The following is a 21,423-nucleotide window of genomic DNA, read 5'->3' on the forward strand; positions in this document are numbered from 1 at the left end:
GATCAGCTCTTCTGAACCAGTCTCGGGCGGCCGTCGTCCGGCGTAAGCGCCGGCGTCGTGACAGCGGTCAGTGCATCCAGCAACAACCGCGACAGATGCGCGCGAGGGTTGTCGCGGGGCACCAGGATGCCGAGTCGACGCATCAGCGGCGGCGAACCGAACGGGATGGTGCGGATGGATGGTGGGAACTCGTTCTCGACACCGCGGGCCGGCACTACAGATGAACCCAAGCCATTGGCCACCATGGCGATGACGCCTTCGAGCGTGTCAATCTCCATGGTTGACCGGACGGCGATCTGGCGCCGCACCATCTCCTCCTGGACAAGTAGGCCTACGCGAGCCGTGCGGTTGAATCGCACGTAAGGTGTGGTTTCCAGCACTCCCTTGTCCGAGTCTCCTCGGGTCGTGACATGTGTGATCACCACAAACTCTTCGTTGAAGAAGGGCATAAACTGCAGATCCAGGCGCGGAACCTCTGGCTCGGTCACGACAGCTACGTCGAGCTGCCGTCGATATACGGCCCGCTCAAGGTCATGGGTGAGACCTGTGGTGAGATGAATGTCAATGCGGTGCCCCTGCTGATGCAGGCGCTTCAGGGCTAGAGGCAATACGCCCGAGACGCAGGTATGCACGGACCCGAGCTTGAGCACGCCGCCGGCCGCTTCGCGCTTGAGCGCTGCGCTCATGCTCTCCCAATGCGTCAGCAGGTCGCGCGCACGATTCGTGAACGCGAGGCCTGCGTCCGTCAGTACAGGCGGCCTGCGACTGCGATCGAAGATCGTGATGCCCAGTTCTTCCTCGAGTGCGCGCATCTGCATGCTGACGGCCGAGACCGTCAGCCCGATGGCGTTGCCCGCCTCGGCGAAGCTGCCTCGGTCGGCGATGGCTACCAGTGTGTAAAGCGTCTTAACGTCCATGTCTGACAAATTGATGTGTGGTTCAACCCGCTAGCGTACTGCGCAGTCATTTTGCCGCATGGACGCACGCACCGAGGCTAGAGTCCCAGCAAGCGACGGGCGTTTCCACCCATCACCTTCTCCATGTTCTCGGGACGGATTGGCAACGTCTCAAACCACTGCTTGTAGTCGCGCACCGGGCAAAACGGGAACGAGCTTGCATACAGCATCCGGTCCGCTAGGAAGGAATCTGCGGCCTTCACGTATTCCTCCCAGCCAGGCATCCGCGAGAAATACATATCCGGCGAGAGGTACATATTCGGGCGACGGAACGCGATGTGCAGGATCTCCGTCACCCACGGCCAACCGCCGTGTACGACGACGACCTTCAGCTTGGGGAAGTCCGTCAGGACACGATCAGTCCGCACGGGGTCGGAGTAGCTCAGGTCCGGCCCGGCCGTACCGCCCACCATCATGATCACCGGCACATTCAGATCTTCGCAATGCGCGTAGATCGGATAAAGGCGCCGGTCATCGGCATACATCGGAATCGGATAGGAGCCCGGTTCGATGTTGATGGCCTTGAATCCGCTGGCGACCGCATCCGAAATCGTGTTGCACGCGGCCACGCGGTTTGTCGGGTCGATAGACGCGGCACCAATGAAGCGTTGCGGGTAGTCGCTCACGATGCGCGCGACATCCTCATTCGAAACGCTGCCCAGTGTTCCGGCAAGACGCCCAACGACAACGCCCTTGTCGACGCTGGCCTCGTCCATTTCCTTGAGCAGCAGATCCATGGACTGCTGTTGGGCGGCCGGTGAAGGCTCGAAGCCAACGGTGCGGGTGAAGCCGTCGCGGCGTTCTCCGGCCGAGTACATCAGCGTATCGAGGAAGCCACCGACCGGCGGACGGAGTCTGAAGTCAATGATCATGTCTTGTTCCTGGCTCTGGTTTGCTGCGGGATTGTCCTTACATCACCTCGTTCTTGCGATCATTGGTCTCACCGTACCGGTGCAGCGCTGGCGGCTTCAGGCCGGCGTAGAGCTTTTCGATTCCAGCGTTGATGATCTCGGCGTGCTGCGCGAACAGCGAATTGCCTTCCAGGTCGCTCTCGACAATGAACGGACCGAAGTTCTCAACCTCGAACATCCACATCGCCTGCGCGATACCGAGTTCGTCCAGCCAGAACACGTCCTTCACCTGCTTGATGCCGCGGCCGAGCAGCGCGCCGGTGCCATAGCCAACGGTGGTGAGATAGATCGCGCCGCCGGGCGCCAGCACCCGCTTGTAGTCGTCGGCGGGCATGCCACCCTTACCGATAAAGATGCGGCACGCTGTCTTTTCCATCCACTTTGGAATCCACTTGGAGAATCGGAAGCTCGCCGTGGCGGTCACGGCGCCTACGTTGTAGCTGCCGTCCTCATTGGGTGCTGCGGCTGGCGAGCAATGAAAGTTGACATTGCTGAGCCCCCGCAGCTCAACCGGTGGCTCCAGGCCCTCATCGAGCACCTTTTTGTAAACGCCTTCCCGGGCGGTGTAAATCACGCCTGTCAGATAGACGGCGGATCCGAGCTCGAGCTTTGCGATGTCTTCCGTCGTGGCGGGCAGATTGATGTGGAAGACTTTCAGTTCATCGTCTTGGGGGTTTACCATTCGACCGTCTCCCTGCGCAGATAAGGGGTGAACCACTGGGGGTCCGTGCGATATTCGATATTGCCGTCTGCATAGATGCGCGCTGTGGCGCGTCGCGACGACAGACAGAACGTGTGGAGGCTGATCGGCATCCCGCCTGTGTGGGTGTGGCCCACCTCGATATGGCAGTCCACCACCATCGAGGATCCCACGAACCCCATGGCACCCATGCCAATCGAATTGCCGAGCTTCATCAGTTCAAGTTCCAGTTCGGCAATCTTTGGATCGGGATTTCGGTCTCCCACCACGCGCAAACACGCTGCCTGCTTGCCGAGCTGCATGCACGTATCCTTCGATCCGCCGAGGCCGATGCCGACGATAGCCGGCTGGCAGGCCAGGCCCCGCTTGCCAAATGCAATCAGGGTATCGAGCACGAATCGCTTGATCCCATCAATCCCGTCGCCGGGAAAGAGCATCCGGTAATCGGTCCCGAACAGCCCGCCCTTGTGCACCGTGGTGATGTCCACCCAGTCGGCATCGGGCTCGAATGACCATTCGATCTCGGGGGCATTGATGCCTACGTTGTTGTTGTTATCCGTGCGCCAGAGCGGATGCACCCGATTTGGGCGCAGCGGGATCGCCTGTGTAGCGTCGGCCGTGGCCCTGCGCAGCGCGCGTTCGACAGCGATGAAACCGCGCTGTACCGAGGCATTGTTGCCGACCTTGACGTAGTAGCGGGGCAGTCCGGTATCGGCGCACATGGGCCGGCGATCCTGATCGGCGGCTTGCCAGTTGTCCTGCATCGCGTGGATCACGAAGCGCGGCAGCTTGCCGGTCTCGGTCTTTTGCAACGCCTGGATGCCTTGCTTGTAGTCTGTGGGGATCTCGATCGCGGCGCGTTTCATGATCTCGAACGCGGCTTCCTCGACCCGATCGATAGAGATGGTCATCGTAGCGGTCCTCTATGCTGCAACTTTGGGGGGTTGACCGGCCTCACCGGTAATCAGTGACGTGCCCGGCTTGACGATGTCGAACTTCACCGGAACCATTTCCAGGCGAATGTCGTCACCATCCGCCGTCACACGGGTGTAGCGGCTGCTGTGCAGATCGCCGGGTTCCGGGAAGTCCTCGCGAGCATGGGCGCCTCGGCTGTTCTCGCGGGCCAGTGCAGAAACGGTGATCACGCGGGACATGTCCATCAGGCTTTGCAGATTAAGCCAGTCATGCCAGGTCACGTTGTAGCGGCGGTCGCCATCGGGTACGCCCATGGCCAGCAGGGCATCGCGATGTGTGGCGACGGAATCAAGCCCGCGCCGCATCGCCTGTTCGTTGCGCAGCACGCCAACGTCAGTCCACATCGTTTGCGCGAGCGCATCGCGCAACTCGTGAATCGCGCCCGGCGTCTTCGAGAAGGGATACTCGGCACGTTCGATGCCGCTCAGGATGACTCGCTTGTCCGGCTCCTTCCAGTGCTGCACCTTCGATACGTACGCGGCCATCGAATCGCCGGCAATACCGCCAAATACGGTCGAATTCGCCACGCCGTTGCCACCGAGGCGATTGGCGCCGTGAACACCGCCGCAGTCTTCACCGGCGGCAAACAGGCCCGGCGAAGCAGTGCTGCAATCCACGTTGAACTCCACGCCGCCCATCAGATAGTGCGCAGTGGGCACCACCTCCACGCGACCACCGGCCAGGTCGAAGCCACAATCCTTGCAGCGGTTGACCATCCCCGGGAAGGTCTTGGCCACCTTCTCGGGCCCGAGGTGGCTCATCTGAATATAGATGCCACCCATCGGGCCGGTCCGGCCTGCGCGCATTTCAGCGTAGATGCCGCGGCTGACCACGTCCCGCGTCGCACGCTCACCGCGCGAGTCATAGTTGGTCATGAAGCGGTCGCCGTTGCCATTGATCAACCAGCCGCCGGCTCCACGCAGGCCTTCTTCGAGCACCGTGCCGGTCATGCGGGTATCCGGTCCACCCAGCAGGCCCGTCGGATGGAACTGCACCATTTCCATATCGCGCAGACTCAGGCCATAGCGCATGGCCATCGCTAGTCCATCACAGGTCTTGTCACCGGAGGGCGTGTGGTAGCGGTACATCGTCGGACCGGCACCGGTCGCCAGCAGCACAGCCTTGGCCTGTACAAAGCGATAGGTGCCATGGCGCATGTCGATAAACAGTACGCCGGCGATGCCTGATCCGTCCGCGGCCGGGATCAGTTCGATGGCCCGATGCTCTTCCATCTCTTCCACATCGAGGGCCCGCACCTGTTCCATCAGGCGGTTGATGATCTCGATCCCAGTCAGGTCAGCCTTGTGCACCGTGCGATCAAAGCTCTGCCCTGCGAATGCCTTCTGGTGCAGCGTGCCGTCCGGGTTCCGGTCAAAGAAGCAGCCGATCTCGTTCTCGAGTTCGCGCACGCGCTCGACCGCACCTTCGACGAGCCGCCACGCCAGATCCTGGCGCGGGAGCCACTTGCCACCCTCGATCGTGTCCATGAAATGGCGCTCGACCGAATCGCCAGTGGACAACGCCACGTTGTAGCCGCCCTGGACCATCCGCGTGCAGCCGCACTTGCCGAGCAGCCCCTTGACCGCCAAGGAAACCTTGAGCGCAGGATTTGCCTTCTTGGCATGCAGCGCAGCGAAAAGCCCTGCCCCGCCCGTACCCAGGATCAAGATGTCTGTCTTGTGGTTCTCGATTTGCATTTCAGATTACCCCCAGGGCAAAGATCACGCCTACGCACAGCGACAACGCGCCACCCCAACTGATCCAGGACAGGCGCGCGTCGCGGGCGGAACTCCATGGCAGGAGCTCGAGCGCCAGCAGTCGTAGGCCAAAGCACATGTGAATGGACAACAGCAGCACCAAGCCCCATTCGCCAAATTTGACCGCGCCCATATCGGCGAACTTCAGGAATGCGTCCATGCGGGCCCGTTGATCCAGCGCGAGCCCTAGGACATAGAAGTGCGCAGGCAGGAAGATGCCAAGCGCCAGGCCCGACAGACGGTGCCCCAGGAAGGCCCAATAGGCCCGGTGGTTTCTCGGAGACCTCATGACAGAAACCCTCCCACTGCGGCCACGGCGCGCAGACCCATCGAAAGCAGCAACAGTCCGAACAAGAAGCAGAACACCGATGCAGCGCTGCGGCTCAGCCGCGCCCATTCGATCAGGATGTTGCGCAGGCCGATTGGCACATGAACCGCGACGCTGACCACGAACAGCGAGTAGAACGGGATCCAGAGCAAGCTACCCTGCGTGCGGGAGAGGATTTCGGCTGCGGTCAGCCCGCCTCGCACCGCGTAAAGGATGACGCCAAGGTGGACCAGCACGAACGGCGCCATGACCATCGCGCTGAGACGCTGGAGTGCGAACAGACGCTGCTCCATGATCAGTCACCCCCCTTCAGGAATTGCAGCAAGGCGTTCTTCTTCAGACCCGCAATGCTGCCGGTCGGGCTCAGGCTCACCGGGCAGTGCGTCATACAATTTCCCTGCGTATGACAGGAATTGCATCCACTGCCAGAGGTTGCCTTCTTCAGCACGTCCTTAGGATCGGCATGGCGTTCGTCGTTGAAGAGCGTCCATGCGCGATTCAACGCAGCGGGCCCGAGGTATTCCTTGTCCCATGTCACGACGTCGCACGAGGCATAGCAGACGCCGCAGTTGATGCATTCGATGGCGGCGTCGGCCATCTTTCGCTTCTTGCTGGTCGGGGACACTGCTGCCGGCGGATCGTGACGCGTCGCGGTGCCGACGAACGTGTTGCCGGCCTTTTTCCATTTGTCGAAGAACTCCGACATGTCGACCACGAGGTCCTTGATGCGCGGCATATTCCGCAGCGGCTCAATGACGATCACACCATCCTCCTCCACCCGGCTGACGTGGGTGCGGCAGGTCCAGCGCGGCTTGCCGTTCACTGTCATCGCGCAGGATCCGCATACGCCCACCCGGCATGCGAATCGGTAGGACAGCGTTGGATCGATGCGGCGCTGCACCTCCGTCACCACGTCGAGAACAGTCTGGTTCTCGCGCCATGGCACCTCATAGGCCGTGAGTTTGCCCTCCTCGGTGCCGCGGGCAATGCGTACCGTAAGCGTGCGTTGCGCGGTCTTTGTCGCCTCCATCACTCTCTCCTGTTTCAATTCAATGCGCTGACGCGCCAACCTGGTTGCGCGCGAAGAGCGGCGCGGGATGACCTTCCATTTGTACGTTGATGCAGGCAGGCAGAGGGCTGTCGAGCGCCGCCTTGAGGGCTGCCACCAGTTCGCCGAGGCGCTGGGCGGATGCGCCTAAGCCGCCCTGGGGCACGGCTGCGTCATAGCGCGCCGAGGCGGGCATCGATGCAAGCGTCCTAGAGCAGCATGATCTTGTTGCCCGAGAAGCAGAAGATCGGGGTGGCACTGCGGCGCGCAGCGCTCCAATGACGCGTTCGGAACCGAGCATTTGTCTCCGTACCCGACGGATTTTCGGCCGGGGGTCTTTTGTGGTTGGATTGAAACAAGTTTAAGTAATCGATATTCCTTAATCAATAATTCATAACTCGATATTTTTTGAACTAATTGCCAAAAAATGACGCATGAGATACTTGTTTCGCTTTGCCTTAAATCAGCGTGGGCGGCGTGGACGTAAAGCCTTCCGAGAAGGTCTCTCGCAAGTAGTCCACAAACACCTGCGAGACCCGCGAGGCGTGCGCGGAATACGGCCGGATGGCGTAGAGCCAGTCTCCGAATGCGCCAGTTGAACGCCACTGTGGCAAGACCTCGACAAGTCGGCCCGTAGCCAAGGCGGATTGAGCACTGAAGTCGGGAAGTAACGCGATGCCTAAACCTTCGATTGCGGCATCGCGCAACGCTTCGCTGTTGTTGACGGCCAAGGGGCCGGTGACGGGGACTGTAACGGGGTCAGCGTGCCTGGCACTAGGCTCCACAACGGCAGGAACAAATGTCCAAGTGGGTGTTCCTTGCAGCCGTGGATAGTGAAGACACGCGTGATCGACCAGGGCTTGCGGCGTCTCTGGCGCCCCCCTGTTGCGCAGATATGCACGATTTGCCACGAGAACTGTGCGTGTCGCCGCCAATGTCCATGCCACATGGGTTTCTGGCGGTGCGGACGTGTGCCTGACGGCGATGTCGAATCCCTCCTGAGCCAGCGGCCGCAAGCGATCCGACATGTCGAGCTCAAGCTGGATCTGGGGATGCTCGCGCAGGAAATCTGGCAGGCGAGGAACCAACTGTTGCCGTGCAAATGCCACCGGCGCGGTTACGCGAAGAAAGCCTCGTGGCGCACCCGCCAGGTCGCGAACATTCGCGTAACCGGTCGCGATTTGCTCAAACGCTCCGCGCGTGGATTCCACCAGTTGCCGTCCCGCATCGGTCAAGCTCGCACTGCGAGTTGTCCGCTGTACCAAGGTAATGCCGGCCGCTTTCTCAAGATCCGTAATGTGCTGGCTCATGGACGCCTTGCTGACGCCAAGACGCGCAGCAGCTTTGCTAAAGCTGCCCTGCTGCTGCAGCACAACTAGCCAGTGCAGGTGTTCCCAGAGTTCCTCAACCTTCTCTTTGCTCATTCCCCCTCCTTAATCGGCACTTTTAGCTGAGCACATTTCGCATCTATAGCATGGTGGCGGATAAATTTCATGAACAGTGAGTTCGGCGCCAGACGACTACCCCGTGGTCGTTGCCGTCCATACACTCCAGGCATCGATAACGCGGCGGGCATTCGTATCCCGCTCAGCACTGACAGGAGATGCCCGTGACTGCGCCCTACACCAACCCTGCAGACGTGATTCATTTTGTTTCCGGCGAACCATACGAAGGCAATGGCACGCGATCGCAGGCGGTGTTCAATCCCGCCACCGGCGCCGTGGCGCGCCAAGTCCGCCTGGGTACGGCCGAGGACGTCGATGCCGCTGTGGCCTCTGCAGTGGCTGCGTTCCCCAAGTGGGCCGACACGCCGCCCATTCGCCGAGCGCGGGTCATGCTGAAGTTTCTGGAACTGATGAACCGGCACAAGGACGATCTGGCCGCGATCATCACGGCCGAGCACGGCAAGGTGCTCAGCGATGCTGCCGGTGAAGTCAGCCGCGGCATCGACATCATTGAGTTCGCTTGCGGCGTGCCTCAGTTGCTCAAGGGCGACTTCACGGACCAAGTTTCGACCGGCATGGACAACTGGACGATGCGTCAGCCCCTGGGCGTCGTCGCAGGCATCACGCCGTTCAACTTCCCTTGCATGGTGCCGTGCTGGATGTTCCCGGTCGCCATTGCCACAGGCAACTGCTTCATCCTGAAGCCCAGCGAGCGCGATCCTTCGGCCTCGCTCTTTATGGCACGCCTGCTCAAGGAAGCGGGACTTCCCGATGGGGTTTTCAACGTCATCCAGGGTGACAAGACCGTCGTGGACGCGCTGCTTCATCACAACGACGTCAAGGCCGTGAGCTTCGTCGGCTCCACGCCTATTGCGAACTACATCTACGAAACGGGCGCCAGGCTCGGCAAGCGGGTCCAGGCATTGGGAGGCGCCAAGAACCACATGGTGGTAATGCCAGACGCCGATATCGACCAGGCTGTCGACGGACTGATCGGTGCCGCCTATGGCTCGGCCGGGGAGCGCTGCATGGCGATCTCCGTGGCAGTGCTCGTCGGCGACGTGGCCGATAAGCTCATGCCCAAGCTCAAGGCCCGTGCACAAGAGCTGGTGATCAAGAACGGCATGGAGGCTGATGCTGAAATGGGCCCCGTCGTCACGGGCCAAGCCCTGGAACGCATCGAGAACTATATAGCCCACGGCGTGGAAGAAGGCGCGACGCTTCTTGTCGATGGCCGTAACTACAAGGTGCCTGGCCACGAGCAAGGGTTCTTTACTGGCGGCACTCTGTTCGACAACGTGACGCCCGACATGCGCATCTACAAGGAAGAAATCTTTGGTCCCGTGCTGTCGTGTGTGCGCGTGGATGACTTCGCGCAAGCCGTGAAGCTGGTCAACGAACACGAATTCGGCAATGGCGTGGCCTGCTATACGCGGGATGGACAAATCGCCCGCGAATTCGCCCGCCGCATCGAAGTGGGAATGGTCGGCATCAACGTTCCCATCCCGGTGCCGATGGCATGGCATGGCTTTGGTGGCTGGAAGCGTTCGCTGTTCGGCGACATGCACGCCTACGGTGAAGAAGGCGTGCGCTTTTACACCCGCCAGAAGAGCATCATGCAACGCTGGCCCAACGACACGGTCCGTGGAGCAGAGTTCGCAATGCCCACTGCAAAGTAATTCTGCGAAGGGATCGGGTTGGGCGAATAGCCTAGCGCCGATCCCAGCGGCGCATAGTCTCTAATCCCTCCACTGTCCGCCTAGGGTCCAAACTTTGCTTGGGCCTCATTCCTTCCGCTATGGCATGCGTTCCCTCGTTCCGCCATTTCCGCGCCTCGTGTCAATGTTCGACGCTCGGCAGGCTTTCCTGCAATTCGGCGGGGAGTTCTGCAACGAATTGGTACTGGGTCAGTCGTCGCAGGTGCGAGACGGCATATCATATGCGTCCCCAAGGACGGGTACGATTGCCGATGCTCTGGCTTCGCGACAATGCGTCAGCGTTGATTCTTACGAGTACTCGCTCTGGCGATGGTTTCGAACCCGACGTCCAGCGCTAGCGAAGCAGTGTCTCCTCGCATTCGGACCAAAAGCGCACGTGCCGCCTGGTTGCCAATGCGGGTTCCGTCGACCCATATGGTTGATAGTGCGGGCACTGCATCCATTGCTAAAGCTTGATTTCCAAAGCCCATGACGCCAAGTCCCTCAGGAACCTTCAAGCCAATTGAATGCGCGTGAGCCAGGGCGCCTAGTGCCAACGCGTCGGAACTACAGAAGACAGCATCTGTCTCCGGTGCCCGTTGCAGCAACTCCTTCATTGCTGCCCTACCGCGGCCGGCTTGAGGATTCGACTCCGGGAATACGATCTCGACGGGCTCTGGAGCGCCCTCCTCCATGGCCGCGCGTTTAAACCCTAGTGCGCGCCTCCCGGCTCGACCATCATCGGAGCGCAGAAGCGCTGCACTTCGATAGCCGCAAGCCTTCAAGTGGCGATAGGCTGCCCGACCTGCGTCTTCCTGCGAAAAGCCAACAACAACATCAAGCGGATGCGGCGTGTAGTCCCATAGCTCCACCACGGGAATGCCCGCATTGAGCACCAACCGTCTGCTACGCGCGGTGTGCTCAATTCCGGTAAGCACAACGCCATCGGGACGTCTGCTGAGCATGGTCGCGAGCCAGCTCTCCTCTCGCATCGGGTCGTATCGCGAGATCCCCAATGTCGTTTCATAGCGCTCCGCTTCCAGCGTGCCCACCAGCTCGTCCAGCATGTCTGAGAACAGTGAGTGACCCACGGAAGGAACAATTGCCGCAACCAGGCGCGTCTGCCGCGACGTCAGGCCACCGGCAAGCGAATTCGGAACGTAGCCCGTCTGCTCCACGGCTGCTTCCACGCGCAACCGAGTCTCCTCCGCGACCAAATCCGGCCGGTGCAACGCACGCGATGCAGTCATGGGGGAAACGCCCGCCAAGCGAGCCAGGTCTTTCAGCGTGGGAGCCACGCTCGAGCGTCGAGTAGCCATCTTCGCCTCTGAGGCAGCAAATGATTGCAATGTTACGGCAATCATGAAGCTAACACAAAATATCATCTCAAATCCGGCAAACCACTGGCTTTATCGGCGTCCTATGGGTCTATGATTGCGCAATCATTAGAGGAGACAAACAGATGCGTCATAGCTCACACAAGATATCCCGCCGCACGGTCCTGGTTTGCCTGACAGCAGGTTTGCTCGCTCAGGTTGGTAGCGCGTTCGCGGACAACTACCCTTCGCGGCCGGTCTCGCTGGTAGTTCCATTTCCTCCCGGTGGCCAGACGGACGTCGTTGGACGGCTGATTGCCAACCAACTCAGCAAGTCGCTCGGTCAGCCGTTCGTCGTCGAGAACCGGCCGGGCGTCAACGGCTCACTGGCATCGGACATGGTGGCTCGCGCAACCCCTGACGGTTACACGCTAGTGATCGGCGGGCCAGGCACTCACGCTATGAACCAGCTGGTGAATGCGAACGTCCGCTATGACGCCCGAAAGGATTTCACCCATATCGCGATGCTAAGCCGCGCCCCTATGCTCCTGGTGGCGGCGCCGCAATTCAAGGCCAACAGCGTGGCTGAGGTCATCGCACTGGCTAAGTCCCGTCCAAATTCGCTGAACGTCGCGCTTACAGGGATTGGCTCATCGAGCCACATGACCACGGAGCTATTCAAGCAAACGGCGGGGATTACGTTGAACCCCGTGCCCTACAAGGGCGACGTGCCCGCAATGACTGACCTGATTGGAGGTCAGCTGGACCTGCTGTTCGTTCCCGCGACCTCCGCAGTGACGTTTGTACAAGGCGGCAAGCTGAAGGCGCTGGCCGTCGCCGGCGCCCAACGACTGGAGTCGCTGCCCAACACGCCCACCATGGCCGAAGCTGGCCAGCCACGCATCGTGAACTACTCGTGGACGAGCCTGCAAGGCCCCCCGGGCATGCCGGCGGACATCGTCCAACGGCTGAACAAGGCTTGCCAGGAAATCCTGAAGCAGCCAGAAGTCATCGCTCAGCTCGCCAAAATCAACAGCACGCCGACCCCGGGAACCCCGGAACAGGCCGCAACCTTCATTTCGACTGAGGTTGGTCGCTGGATCCCTGTCGTCAAGAGCGCAAACATTAGGACGAACTAAGTCATACATATGCTGCCCACCAACCATTTCAAACGCGCCCTCCAGGAAGGGCGCGCCCAGATTGGCGTATGGTCGACCATTCCATCGCCCTACGTATCTGAACTGATTGCCGGCGCCGGCTACGACTGGGTATTGCTGGACACCGAACACACTCCCACAGATGTCCCTCTGATGTTGAGCCAGCTCCAGGCTACCGCCGCAGCTCAACCGGCCCAAGGCAGGCTGCCCACGCATCCGGTGGTACGCCCGGCGTGGAACGACCCGGTATTGATCAAGCGCTACCTGGACATCGGCGCACAGACTATCCTGCTGCCGTTTGTCCAGAACGTCCATGAAGCTCAGGCTGCCGTAAAAGCGACCCGATACCCCGGCGCCGGCATCAGGGGCATGGGCGGCTCGACGCGCGCGGCCAATTTCGGCCGCACGGCTGACTACGTGGCACGTGCTGCTGAGGAACTCTGCGTTCTCGTCCAAGTGGAGACCGCTGAGGCCCTGGACCAGATTGAAGCCATCGCCGCCATTGACGGGATTGACGGAATTTTCATTGGCCCGGCGGATCTCTCGGCCAGCCTTGGCTACCCCGGCAAGGCGAATCACCCCGAAGTCAGCAAGACCATTGACAACGCAATCCGGCGCATTCGCGCCTGCGGCAAGGCGCCGGGAATTTTGATGGTGGACGAACCTCGCGCGCGCGAGTGCCTGGAACTCGGAGCGCAGTTTATCGCGGTCGCGCTCGATACCGTCATGCTAAGAAATGGCCTTGATGGCGCTGCAATGCGCTTTCGCGGGGCCGCACAATCGGCTGGCACGCCAGCTACCAGCAGCTATTGAGGATTGCCATCGTGACGTTCGAAGTTCAAGCCTGGCTGGCCGAGGCCCGCTCGCTAATCGGCGATGCGAATGTGCTGACGGAAGACCGCGGCGAAGACCTCAGTTCTTTCGTGAAAGACTGGCGGGGCAAATTCCAAGGACCTGTACTCGCCGTACTGCGGCCCGCAACGACCGCCGAAGTGCAGGCTATTGTCCGGCTAGCGGCAGGAACCGGCGTAGCGGTCGTGCCGCAAGGCGGCAACACCGGACTTTGCGGGGCTTCCGTTCCCACCAACACGGGTCGGCAGGTAGTGTTGCAGCTTGGGCGAATGAACAAGCTGCGGGAATTGGACGTAAGGAACAATACCGTTACGGTCGAAGCCGGCTACATCCTGCAGCAACTGCAGGAACTCGCGGCCTCGGCTGGACGGCTCTTTCCGCTGTCGCTGGGCGCCGAAGGCTCGTGCCAGATTGGGGGCAACCTCGCCACCAATGCAGGCGGCATGCAGGTCCTACGCTACGGCAATATGCGGGATCTGGTTCTCGGACTGGAAGTGGTACTGCCCAATGGCGAAGTCCTGGACCTGCTACGCGCACTTCGAAAGGACAATACCGGCTATGACCTGAAGCAGCTGTTCATCGGCTCGGAAGGTACGCTAGGCGTCATCACCGCAGCCACATTGAAGCTGTTCCCATTGCCAACGGCAGAAGCTTCGGCGTTCGCAGGAGTGAATTCACTGGAAGATGCGGTCAGCGTTCTGGAGGCAATGCGTGCCTCCATGGGCGACCGGTTCACTGCCTTCGAACTCATTTCCCACCCAGCCCTCCTGCTGGTTCGGCGGTACTTTCCGGAAACGCCCAGGCTACTTGAGGAAGACTGTTCCTGGTATCTCCTGATGAAGGCGGCCGACGGAGGCGATGAAGCCGCGTTGAATGACGCGATGCAAACTGCCCTGATGGCATGCCTTGAGCAAGGCATCATCTGCGACGTCGCGCTCGCGTCCAGCGTGGCGCAAACCAAGGTTCTGTGGGACCTTCGCGAGAACGTCACGCACGCCCAGCAGATGGATGGCGGCAATATCAAACACGATATCGCCCTGCCCATCTCGCGGATCCCCACATTTGTTGAAGGAATGCTTCCCGAACTCGAGAAGGCGTTTCCAGGCGTGCGGCCCATCATCTACGGCCACCTTGGAGATGGGAACCTGCACTTCAACGTTAGCGCACCCAATGGCGTGGATTCAAAAGCGTGGCAGGCCAGGACTGAAGCCGTCAACAAAATCATCCACGATGCAACGGTGGCGTTGAGGGGAAGCATTAGCGCCGAACATGGTGTCGGCCAGCTCAAGCGCGAGGAACTGCTGCAGTACAAGACCGCGGTGGAAATGGAAGTGATGCACCGCATCAAGAAAGCGCTGGACCCACAGGGTCTGATGAACCCCGGCAAGGTACTCAGTACCTAGCAGCGCCAGAACGCAGGTCGCAGCATAGCGATAGACAAATCAGAGACCCACGTTCCATATTTGCCATGAAGAAAGCAGAAGACTTGCGCAGCGCCCGGTGGTTTGCGCCAGACAACCTCCGTGGTTTCGGCCATCGCTCCCGCATCATGCAGATGGGCTATGCCCCGGCTGACTGGGCCGGCAAGCCGATCGTCGCCATAATCAACACCTGGTCGGACATCAACCCCTGTCACGCACACTTCAAGACTCGTGTCGAAGATGTGAAACGTGGCGTGCTGCAGGCTGGCGGATTTCCGCTTGAACTGCCGGCTTTGTCGCTGTCTGAGAACTTCGTCAAGCCGACGACCATGTTGTACCGGAATATGCTCGCGATGGAAACGGAGGAACTCATCCGCTCGCATCCGGTCGATGGCGTGGTGCTCATGGGGGGCTGCGACAAGACCACTCCGGGGCTGCTGCTTGGCGCAATCAGCGCAGGGCTGCCCGCCATCTACATCCCGGCTGGACCCATGCTGCGCGGCAATTGGCATGGCAAGGTCCTCGGCTCTGGTTCCGACGCCTGGAAGTTCTGGGATGAACGGCGCGCCGGCGTGATCAATGACCAGGATTGGCAAGAGATCGAAGGCGGCATCGCCCGCAGCCACGGTCACTGCATGACGATGGGCACGGCGTCGACCATGACGGGCGTAGCGGAAGCGATTGGCATGACCTTGCCGGGTGCATCGTCGATTCCCGCACCGGAGGCGGCGCACATCCGGATGTGCGCCGCCTCCGGACGCCGAATCGTCGAAATGGTCTGGGAGGACCTGGTACCGCGCCAGATTCTCACCCGAGGCGCTTTCGACAACGCGGTCACCGTCGCCATGGCCATGGGTTGTTCGACCAACGCCGTCATTCACATGATTGCCATGGCGCGGCGCGCCGGCCATGATCTGACGCTCGACGATTTCGACCGCGCGAGCCGGAAGGTGCCCGTCATCGCAAACGTACGGCCGACGGGCGACAAATACCTGATGGAGGACTTCTTTTACGCAGGTGGTCTCCCTGCCCTCATGCGCAAGCTGGGTGGCTTGCTGTCGCTGACTGAGCGCACTGTCAATGGACGTACGCTCGGGGAGAACATCCAGGATGCCGCCTGCCACAATGATGACGTCATCCGCGACACCGACAACCCCATCTACCCGGAGGGCGCCCTGGCGGTGCTGAAGGGCAATCTCTCCACGCAAGGCTGCGTCATCAAGCCTTGTGCGATGGAAAGCCGCCTGATGCAACATACGGGCAAGGCGATTGTGTTCGACGACTACCCTGCGCTCAAGGAAGTCATCGACAGCGACGACTTCGATGTCACCGCAGACGACATCCTGATCCTTCGGAATGCCGGCCCGCAAGGCGGCCCTGGCATGCCCGAATGGGGCATGCTCCCCATCCCCGGGAAACTGGTCAAGCAAGGCGTCCGGGACATGCTGCGCATTTCGGATGCCCGGATGAGCGGCACCAGCTATGGCGCCTGCATTCTCCACGTTTCACCCGAGGCGTTTGTAGGCGGCACGCTTGCCTTCGTGCAGACCGGCGACCAGATCTCGATTGACGTTGCTGAGCGCAAGCTGGAGCTCCTGGTCAGCGCTGAGGAGCTGGAGCGCCGTCGCGAGCGATGGACGCCGCCGGAGTGCAAATTCGAGCGGGGGTATGGGTGGATGTTCGCTCAGCACATCCTCCAGGCCGACAAAGGATGCGACTTTGACTACCTGGAAACCGCCTTTGGGCGCTCACCGGGCGAGCCTGCAATTTATTGACATAGTCACTCATGCATGGTGCCGCCGTCGGCGGCACCGCCAGCGGTGGAACGCTACGCAGCCGGCACGCGGTACGTGCCGGCAGGAGTGCTAGCCGCCTCAGGTCTTGATGCCGAGACGGGTGATCAGCTCCTTGAAGGTGGCGTTGTCGCGCGCGATCACACGCTTGAAGTCGGGCTCGTCGAGGTAGCCCTCACCCATGTTCTGCTTGGCCAGGGTCTGGCGCATCGCGGGGTCCTGCATGGTCTTGGCGATCGCGGCACGCAGCACGGCGACGACCTCCGGTGGCGTGCCCTTGGGGGCGGCGATGCCGCGCCAGCCGTTGATCACCAAGTCCACCTTGCGCTCCTTCAGCGTGGGCACGTTCTCCCAACCCGCCTTGATGCGCTGTTCCGACATTACTGCCAGCGGGCGGATCTTGCCGGCGGCGACATAGGTGGCCACCTCGACCGGCGTGACCGCCACCGCTTCGATATGGCCGCCGAGCAGGTCGAGTACGGCCGGGTTGGCCCCACGGAACGGCACGTGGCTGAGTTGCACGCCAGCCTTTTCTTCGAGCGCGGCAGCGGACAGGTGCCCCAGCGAACCGGGACCGGCATTGCCCACGCGCACCACGGCCGGCTGCTTGCGTGCTGCTGCCAGGAACTGCTCGATGGTCTGGTGTGGCGAATCCGCGCGCACGGCGATGGTGGCGGGGTCAGCGTTCAGCCGCGCGATGGGCACCATGTCGTCGGCGGTGAATTTGGCCAGCCCCAGGTGCGGGATCATGGTCAGCTCCACCGTGATGACCGCGAGCCGGTAGCCGTCGGGCGCGGCGCTGACCAGGTCGGACCAGCCCACCGCGCCACTGGCGCCCGACTTGTTCAGGATCACGATGTTCTGCGGCAGGTGCTTGCGTGCGGCCTCGGCGAAGGCGCGGGCCAGTACATCGGTGCCCCCGCCCGGCGCGAACGGCACGATCAACTCGATCGGGCGGGACGGATATGTGCCGCCCTGCGCGAGGGCGGCGAGGGGAAGACCTGCCGCCGTGGCGGCCAGGGCAGTGATGGCGCGCAGCGCGCCGCGTCGTTGGTGATTCGGTCGGCTCATGATGGAACTCTGTATGCGGATGACTTTGACTGGTATTCAGGCTTGGAAGCTGGGGAAGGCGGTGCGGACGGGTATCAGTCCAGCCGGATGCCGGCGGTCTTGATCACGCCGGCCCACTGCTTCTGCTCGCTGCGGGCGAACTGGGTGAACTCCTGCACCGACATCGGCATCGGCTGGATGCCCAGCTCTTCAAGCTTGGTGCGGGTCTCCGCATGCTGCAGCGCTGCCACCAGTTCCTTGTTCAGGCGCGCCACCACCGGGGCCGGCATCCGGGCCGGGCCGACGAAACCTTGCCATGCGTACGCCTCGAATCCGGCAAGGCCGGCCTCGGCCATGGTCGGCACATCAGGCAGGATGGGCAGCCGCTTCGGGGTGGCCACCGCCAGCACGCGGAGCTTGCCGGTGCGGATCAGCGACAGGCTCGGCGGCAGGTCAACGAACATCGACTGCACCTGCCCGGCCATCAGGTCCTGCAGCGCCGGCGACGAGCCCTTGTAAGGGACGTGCAGGATATCCAGCTTGGTGCGCTGCTTGAACAGCTCCAGCGCGACGTGCAGCGGCGAGCCCGGACCGGACGACGCCGAACTGATCTTGCCGGGCGTCTTGCGCGCCAGCGCCATGAATTCATTGAGGTCGCGCGCGGGGAAGGATGGATGCACGGCCAGTACCAGCGGCATGCGCCCCAAGCCGCCGATGAAGGTGAAGTCCTTGTCCGCGTTGTAGGTCAGCGAGGCGTACATCGCCGGATTGAAGGCGAGCGTGCCGGAATCGGCGGTGCCCACGGTATAGCCATCGGGGGCCGAACGCGCGATCGCGGTCGCGCCGATGATGCTGGCGGCGCCGGGGCGGTTCTCGACGACCACCGGCTGGCCCATGTCCTGGCCCATCTTCACCGCCAGGCCGCGCGCGATCACATCGGTGGTGCCGCCCGGCGCGTAAGGCACGATCCATTTGACCGGCTGGCTGGGGTAGCCGGGACTGGTTTCGGCGTGCGCGCCGGCGGCGCAGACAGCGGCCAGCACGGTGCTGGCCAGGACGCAGGCAAGGATGCGCTTCATGGTGTGGTCTCCTCGGTCTTGTGAAGGCGGGAATCAGTACGTTCCCTTGTGGTACGGCTTGGTGGGTCGCAGCGCAGGCGCGCAGGCATTCAGCGGGCCAGCATCCATTCGTGGGCCGGATCGTTCTTGAACGCCCAGCGCCGCTCGGGACCCGCCATCGTGTTCAGGTAATACAGGTCGTAGCCGTACGGCGCGGCGCACGGGTGGTAGCCGCGCGGCACCAGCACGGTGTCGCGGTGCTCCACGGCCATCGCTTCATCCAGGCTGCGGTCATCGGTGTAGACGCGCTGGAACGCAAACCCCTGCGAAGGGTTGAGCTGGTGGTAATAGGTTTCCTCGAGCGCCGTTTCCGCGTCGCCCGCGCTGTCGTGCTTGTGCGGCGGATAGCTCGAGGCGTGGCCCGACGGTGTGATGACTTCGACCACCAGCAGCGCCTCGGCCGGCTCGCTATCGGGCAGGATGTCGCAGACGTAGCGCGTATTGGCGCCCTCGCCGCGCACGCTGCGGCGCATCTGGCCCGGCTCGATCACCCGCGCGGGCAGGCGCCCCCGCGCCGGCGCGGTGCTGAGCGCGACCTCGGCGCTGCCGCGTGCGTCGATGCGGACCTCGCGCCCCGGCGGCACGTACACTGCATAGGGCGACTGGTCCTCGAACACGGACTGGCGGTTGCCGAGCGCCGTGTAGCGCTCGCTGCCAACCAGCACGTCGACCTGTCCCGACAGCACCGTCACGCACAGTTCACGCGCGCCGGTGGCCAGCGCCTCGGTCTCGCCGGCGCCAAGCCGCAGCGCCCGGAAACCCACATGCGCCCATCCCGCCGACTGGGGCGTGACGTCGACGATCACGCGCCCGCCCGGCTGCGCCTTGACCAGCAGGCTCGGCCGCGCGGCAGCCGTCGGCCGGTTGGAGATAACGTCGGCGTGGTTCATTGCACCCCCTGTGTGATTGCTGCGACGTCGGCCGGCGCGGCGGCGCGGCTGGCCTGCCAGCCCGCGATCAGGCGGCGGAAGTTGGCCGCCACCCGGCGGCGGAACGCGGCGTCGTCGATCTCGTTGCGCAGCCATGCCAGGCTGGCATCGGCCCACACCGTACGACCGATCATGAAGCCCTTGACCAGCGGCGAGGTCGCCCGCGCGAAGCCCGCCACCAGCTGCTCCAGCGGCTGGTTCAGGCCCAGGATCACCGCGCCACGGCACCACGGATCGCGCTCCTGCACCAGCGCTTCCAGCGCCTGCCACTGGCGCGCCGACATTGCGCCGACCTTCCACCATTCCGGCTTGAACCCGAGGTCGTAGAAGTGGCGGATGGCGCCGACCACGGCATGGCCTTCGTCATCGGCCGCGAGCGTGTCCTTGGGCGGGATCACTTCGAGGAGCAGTTCGTGGCCGCTGTGCCGCGTGGCTTCCCACACCACGCGCAGTTGCTCGTCCTGTTCCGCGCGCAGCGAGGCCGGATCGTCGGGGTGGTAGAAGACCAGGCACTTGACCACCTGCTCGCGCGGCCAGTGCGCCAACTCCGAGGCAAGCGAGCGCGTGCCGTCGAAGCGCAGCGGCCGCGAACCCGGCAGCTCGATCGGGCGCCCCACCCACCAGCCGCGGCCAGTGGCGTCGTGCAGCGCGGCTTCGCCGAGCCTACCATCGACCAGCACGCCGATCTTGCCGCGGCAGCCGTCGTCGCTCTCCACGTCGGCGACGACTTCATTGATCAGCTTCTTCAGCACTGGGATGCGGGCCGGGTCGGCACCGACCGCGTGCGCCAGGTCCTCGAACTGGGCGCGATGGTCGTAGGCCAGCACATACAGTTCCGGCCATTGCGCGCGGTTCACCGACACGCGGTGCAGGTGGGCCAGCTGCGCGTCCTGGTCCGGGCGCGGATGGCGGTTACCGGAGAACCAGTGCGCCAGTTCGGCGGGCGTCGGCATCGCCGGCGCGCAGCCGTGGCGCGACACCACGATCGCGCCGCAGGCATTGGCAATTGCCGCCGACTCGCGCCAATCCTTGCCGCGCAGCAGGCCGGACAGCAGCCCGGAAGCAAACGCATCGCCTGCGCCCAGCACGTTGAGCACCTCGACACGCTCGCCATGCACAGTCAGCGCGTCATCGATGCGCGCGGGGATCTCGCCCTGCACGATGGAGCAGCCGAGGGGGCCGCGCTTGACCACCAGCGTCGCGCCAGTGCACGTGCGCACCTGGCGCAGGCTGGCCATCAGGTCGTCCGAGCCGCCGGCAATCAGCCATTCTTCTTCCGTGCCGATGATGACCTCGAAGACGCCAAGCTGCGCCTGAAGATGGCGGCTGACCTCGGCGTTGCCGATATAGCGGGTCTCGCCGTCGCCCTTGCCGGTCAGGCCCCAAAGCACCGGGCGATAGTCGATGTCAAGCACGCGCACCACGCCGTGGCGCCCGGCGATCTCGAGCGCGCGCCGCGACGCCGCCAGCACGCCGGGTGTGCTCAGGTGCGTGCCGGTGATGATCAGGCTGCGGCAGCGCGCCAGGAAGCCGGCGTCGATCGCGTCGGCGTCCAGCGCCATGTCCGCGCAGTTCTCGCGGGCGAACAGCAGCGGGAAGGTGTCCTGGTCCTTGATGCCCAGGAGTACCATGCCGGTCAAACGCGCGGCGTCGACCTGAACCTGGCTGACGTCGCAGCCTTCACGGCGCAGCGTCTCGAGCAGGAAGCGGCCGTTCTGTTCGTTGCCGACCCGCGAGATCATGGCCGAGCGCAGCCCCAGCCGCGCGGTGCCGAACGCGATATTGGCCGACGAGCCGCCGAGATACTTGACGAAGGTGCTGGCCGATTCCAGGCTGCAGCCGATCTGCTGGGCGTAGAGATCGACGGCGAGGCGGCCGAGGCAGGCAACGTCGAAGTCCCGGTCCGCGGGAAAATGGGGAGTGCGCATGCGTAGTCTGTGTTCGGGTCTGGCGCCGCCGGCGTCGGCAAA

The 21,423-nt window shown here is 62.8% G+C and carries 20 protein-coding genes; 5 read left to right on the top strand and 15 right to left on the bottom strand.

Annotated features, from left to right (window positions below; all coding sequences use genetic code 11):
* Positions 1–2: 2 nt before the first annotated feature.
* The 10 genes from ACIP1U_RS14785 to ACIP1U_RS14830 all read right to left on the bottom strand — a co-directional run bounded on the left by ACIP1U_RS14785 (position 3) and on the right by ACIP1U_RS14830 (position 8,099).
* A complete protein-coding gene (locus ACIP1U_RS14785; protein ID WP_400316130.1) occupies positions 3–917 on the bottom strand; it encodes a LysR family transcriptional regulator in 915 nt (304 codons plus the stop codon).
* 77 nt (positions 918–994) lie between these two features.
* Positions 995–1,828 carry an amidohydrolase family protein gene (locus ACIP1U_RS14790; RefSeq protein ID WP_400316132.1) on the bottom strand — a complete coding sequence of 278 codons (834 nt, stop codon included), beginning with the start codon at positions 1,826–1,828 and terminating at the stop codon, positions 995–997.
* A 37-nt stretch (positions 1,829–1,865) separates the two neighbouring features.
* Complete coding sequence (locus tag ACIP1U_RS14795) at positions 1,866–2,549, bottom strand: fumarate hydratase C-terminal domain-containing protein (protein ID WP_400316134.1); 684 nt, start codon at positions 2,547–2,549, stop codon at positions 1,866–1,868.
* A complete protein-coding gene (locus ACIP1U_RS14800; protein WP_400316136.1) occupies positions 2,543–3,478 on the bottom strand; it encodes a fumarate hydratase in 936 nt (311 codons plus the stop codon). The genes ACIP1U_RS14795 and ACIP1U_RS14800 overlap by 7 nt, the downstream gene beginning before the upstream one ends.
* Positions 3,479–3,490: 12 nt before the next feature.
* Positions 3,491–5,239, bottom strand: coding sequence for an L-aspartate oxidase (locus ACIP1U_RS14805; RefSeq protein WP_400316138.1), 1,749 nt, complete (start codon positions 5,237–5,239; stop codon positions 3,491–3,493).
* Between the two features lies 1 nt (position 5,240).
* Positions 5,241–5,588, bottom strand: a complete 348-nt coding sequence (locus ACIP1U_RS14810) for a succinate dehydrogenase (RefSeq protein WP_400316140.1) — start codon at positions 5,586–5,588, stop codon at positions 5,241–5,243.
* Positions 5,585–5,920 (bottom strand): succinate dehydrogenase, encoded by a 336-nt coding sequence (locus tag ACIP1U_RS14815; protein WP_400316142.1) that lies wholly within the window; start codon positions 5,918–5,920, stop codon positions 5,585–5,587. The genes ACIP1U_RS14810 and ACIP1U_RS14815 overlap by 4 nt, the downstream gene beginning before the upstream one ends.
* 2 nt (positions 5,921–5,922) lie before the next feature.
* A complete protein-coding gene (locus ACIP1U_RS14820; protein ID WP_400316143.1) occupies positions 5,923–6,657 on the bottom strand; it encodes a succinate dehydrogenase/fumarate reductase iron-sulfur subunit in 735 nt (244 codons plus the stop codon).
* A gap of 19 nt (positions 6,658–6,676) precedes the next feature.
* Positions 6,677–6,871: a hypothetical protein gene (locus ACIP1U_RS14825; RefSeq protein WP_400316145.1), complete on the bottom strand. Its 195-nt coding sequence runs from the start codon at positions 6,869–6,871 to the stop codon at positions 6,677–6,679.
* A gap of 262 nt (positions 6,872–7,133) precedes the next feature.
* Positions 7,134–8,099 carry a LysR family transcriptional regulator gene (locus tag ACIP1U_RS14830; protein WP_400316147.1) on the bottom strand — a complete coding sequence of 322 codons (966 nt, stop codon included), beginning with the start codon at positions 8,097–8,099 and terminating at the stop codon, positions 7,134–7,136.
* Positions 8,100–8,278: 179 nt separating this feature from the next.
* Between ACIP1U_RS14830 and ACIP1U_RS14835 the strand changes: the two genes are divergently transcribed.
* Entirely contained in the window at positions 8,279–9,799 is a 1,521-nt protein-coding gene (locus ACIP1U_RS14835; protein WP_400316148.1) for a CoA-acylating methylmalonate-semialdehyde dehydrogenase, read from the top strand.
* A gap of 314 nt (positions 9,800–10,113) precedes the next feature.
* On the opposite strand, the gene ACIP1U_RS14840 is transcribed toward ACIP1U_RS14835, so the two are convergent.
* Entirely contained in the window at positions 10,114–11,181 is a 1,068-nt protein-coding gene (locus tag ACIP1U_RS14840) for a LacI family DNA-binding transcriptional regulator (RefSeq protein ID WP_400316150.1), read from the bottom strand.
* A 98-nt stretch (positions 11,182–11,279) separates the two neighbouring features.
* On the opposite strand from ACIP1U_RS14840, the gene ACIP1U_RS14845 reads away from it, so the two are divergent.
* The 4 genes from ACIP1U_RS14845 (at position 11,280) to araD (ending at position 16,338) form a co-directional block, all read left to right on the top strand.
* Positions 11,280–12,272: a Bug family tripartite tricarboxylate transporter substrate binding protein gene (locus tag ACIP1U_RS14845; protein ID WP_400316152.1), complete on the top strand. Its 993-nt coding sequence runs from the start codon at positions 11,280–11,282 to the stop codon at positions 12,270–12,272.
* 3 nt (positions 12,273–12,275) lie between these two features.
* Positions 12,276–13,103: an HpcH/HpaI aldolase/citrate lyase family protein gene (locus tag ACIP1U_RS14850; RefSeq protein ID WP_400316629.1), complete on the top strand. Its 828-nt coding sequence runs from the start codon at positions 12,276–12,278 to the stop codon at positions 13,101–13,103.
* 11 nt (positions 13,104–13,114) lie between these two features.
* Positions 13,115–14,545 (top strand): FAD-binding oxidoreductase, encoded by a 1,431-nt coding sequence (locus ACIP1U_RS14855; RefSeq protein WP_400316154.1) that lies wholly within the window; start codon positions 13,115–13,117, stop codon positions 14,543–14,545.
* A 65-nt stretch (positions 14,546–14,610) separates the two neighbouring features.
* The gene (gene araD, locus ACIP1U_RS14860) at positions 14,611–16,338 is read left to right on the top strand and encodes an L-arabinonate dehydratase (RefSeq protein WP_400316156.1); all 1,728 of its coding nucleotides are present in this window, start codon (positions 14,611–14,613) and stop codon (positions 16,336–16,338) included.
* A gap of 99 nt (positions 16,339–16,437) precedes the next feature.
* Here araD and ACIP1U_RS14865 read toward each other — a convergent pair whose 3' ends face one another.
* From ACIP1U_RS14865 to iolC, 4 genes are all read right to left on the bottom strand, one after another.
* A complete protein-coding gene (locus ACIP1U_RS14865) occupies positions 16,438–17,427 on the bottom strand; it encodes a tripartite tricarboxylate transporter substrate binding protein (RefSeq protein WP_400316158.1) in 990 nt (329 codons plus the stop codon).
* 74 nt (positions 17,428–17,501) lie between these two features.
* Positions 17,502–18,485, bottom strand: coding sequence for a Bug family tripartite tricarboxylate transporter substrate binding protein (locus tag ACIP1U_RS14870; RefSeq protein WP_400316159.1), 984 nt, complete (start codon positions 18,483–18,485; stop codon positions 17,502–17,504).
* Positions 18,486–18,574: 89 nt separating this feature from the next.
* Positions 18,575–19,414, bottom strand: coding sequence for a 5-deoxy-glucuronate isomerase (gene iolB, locus ACIP1U_RS14875; protein WP_400316161.1), 840 nt, complete (start codon positions 19,412–19,414; stop codon positions 18,575–18,577).
* Positions 19,411–21,381: a 5-dehydro-2-deoxygluconokinase gene (iolC, locus tag ACIP1U_RS14880; RefSeq protein WP_400316163.1), complete on the bottom strand. Its 1,971-nt coding sequence runs from the start codon at positions 21,379–21,381 to the stop codon at positions 19,411–19,413. The genes iolB and iolC overlap by 4 nt, the downstream gene beginning before the upstream one ends.
* Between the last annotated feature and the right edge of the window lie 42 nt (positions 21,382–21,423).

It is taken from the genome of Cupriavidus sp. NPDC089707 (assembly GCF_044748965.1).
In the GTDB taxonomy this organism is placed as follows: Bacteria; Pseudomonadota; Gammaproteobacteria; order Burkholderiales; family Burkholderiaceae; genus Cupriavidus.

Excerpts from the sequence above, each read along its gene's own strand:
- ACIP1U_RS14785 (WP_400316130.1), bottom strand. The coding sequence starts at position 917 with ATGGACGTTAAGACGCTTTACACACTGGTAGCCATCGCCGACCGAGGC.
- ACIP1U_RS14790 (WP_400316132.1), bottom strand. The coding sequence starts at position 1,828 with ATGATCATTGACTTCAGACTCCGTCCGCCGGTCGGTGGCTTCCTCGAT.
- ACIP1U_RS14795 (WP_400316134.1), bottom strand. The coding sequence starts at position 2,549 with ATGGTAAACCCCCAAGACGATGAACTGAAAGTCTTCCACATCAATCTG.
- ACIP1U_RS14800 (WP_400316136.1), bottom strand. The coding sequence starts at position 3,478 with ATGACCATCTCTATCGATCGGGTCGAGGAAGCCGCGTTCGAGATCATG.
- ACIP1U_RS14805 (WP_400316138.1), bottom strand. The coding sequence starts at position 5,239 with ATGCAAATCGAGAACCACAAGACAGACATCTTGATCCTGGGTACGGGC.
- ACIP1U_RS14810 (WP_400316140.1), bottom strand. The coding sequence starts at position 5,588 with ATGAGGTCTCCGAGAAACCACCGGGCCTATTGGGCCTTCCTGGGGCAC.
- ACIP1U_RS14815 (WP_400316142.1), bottom strand. The coding sequence starts at position 5,920 with ATGGAGCAGCGTCTGTTCGCACTCCAGCGTCTCAGCGCGATGGTCATG.
- ACIP1U_RS14820 (WP_400316143.1), bottom strand. The coding sequence starts at position 6,657 with ATGGAGGCGACAAAGACCGCGCAACGCACGCTTACGGTACGCATTGCC.
- ACIP1U_RS14825 (WP_400316145.1), bottom strand. The coding sequence starts at position 6,871 with ATGCCCGCCTCGGCGCGCTATGACGCAGCCGTGCCCCAGGGCGGCTTA.
- ACIP1U_RS14830 (WP_400316147.1), bottom strand. The coding sequence starts at position 8,099 with ATGAGCAAAGAGAAGGTTGAGGAACTCTGGGAACACCTGCACTGGCTA.
- ACIP1U_RS14835 (WP_400316148.1), top strand. The coding sequence starts at position 8,279 with ATGCCCGTGACTGCGCCCTACACCAACCCTGCAGACGTGATTCATTTT.
- ACIP1U_RS14840 (WP_400316150.1), bottom strand. The coding sequence starts at position 11,181 with ATGATTGCCGTAACATTGCAATCATTTGCTGCCTCAGAGGCGAAGATG.
- ACIP1U_RS14845 (WP_400316152.1), top strand. The coding sequence starts at position 11,280 with ATGCGTCATAGCTCACACAAGATATCCCGCCGCACGGTCCTGGTTTGC.
- araD (WP_400316156.1), top strand. The coding sequence starts at position 14,611 with ATGAAGAAAGCAGAAGACTTGCGCAGCGCCCGGTGGTTTGCGCCAGAC.
- ACIP1U_RS14865 (WP_400316158.1), bottom strand. The coding sequence starts at position 17,427 with ATGAGCCGACCGAATCACCAACGACGCGGCGCGCTGCGCGCCATCACT.
- ACIP1U_RS14870 (WP_400316159.1), bottom strand. The coding sequence starts at position 18,485 with ATGAAGCGCATCCTTGCCTGCGTCCTGGCCAGCACCGTGCTGGCCGCT.
- iolB (WP_400316161.1), bottom strand. The coding sequence starts at position 19,414 with ATGAACCACGCCGACGTTATCTCCAACCGGCCGACGGCTGCCGCGCGG.
- iolC (WP_400316163.1), bottom strand. The coding sequence starts at position 21,381 with ATGCGCACTCCCCATTTTCCCGCGGACCGGGACTTCGACGTTGCCTGC.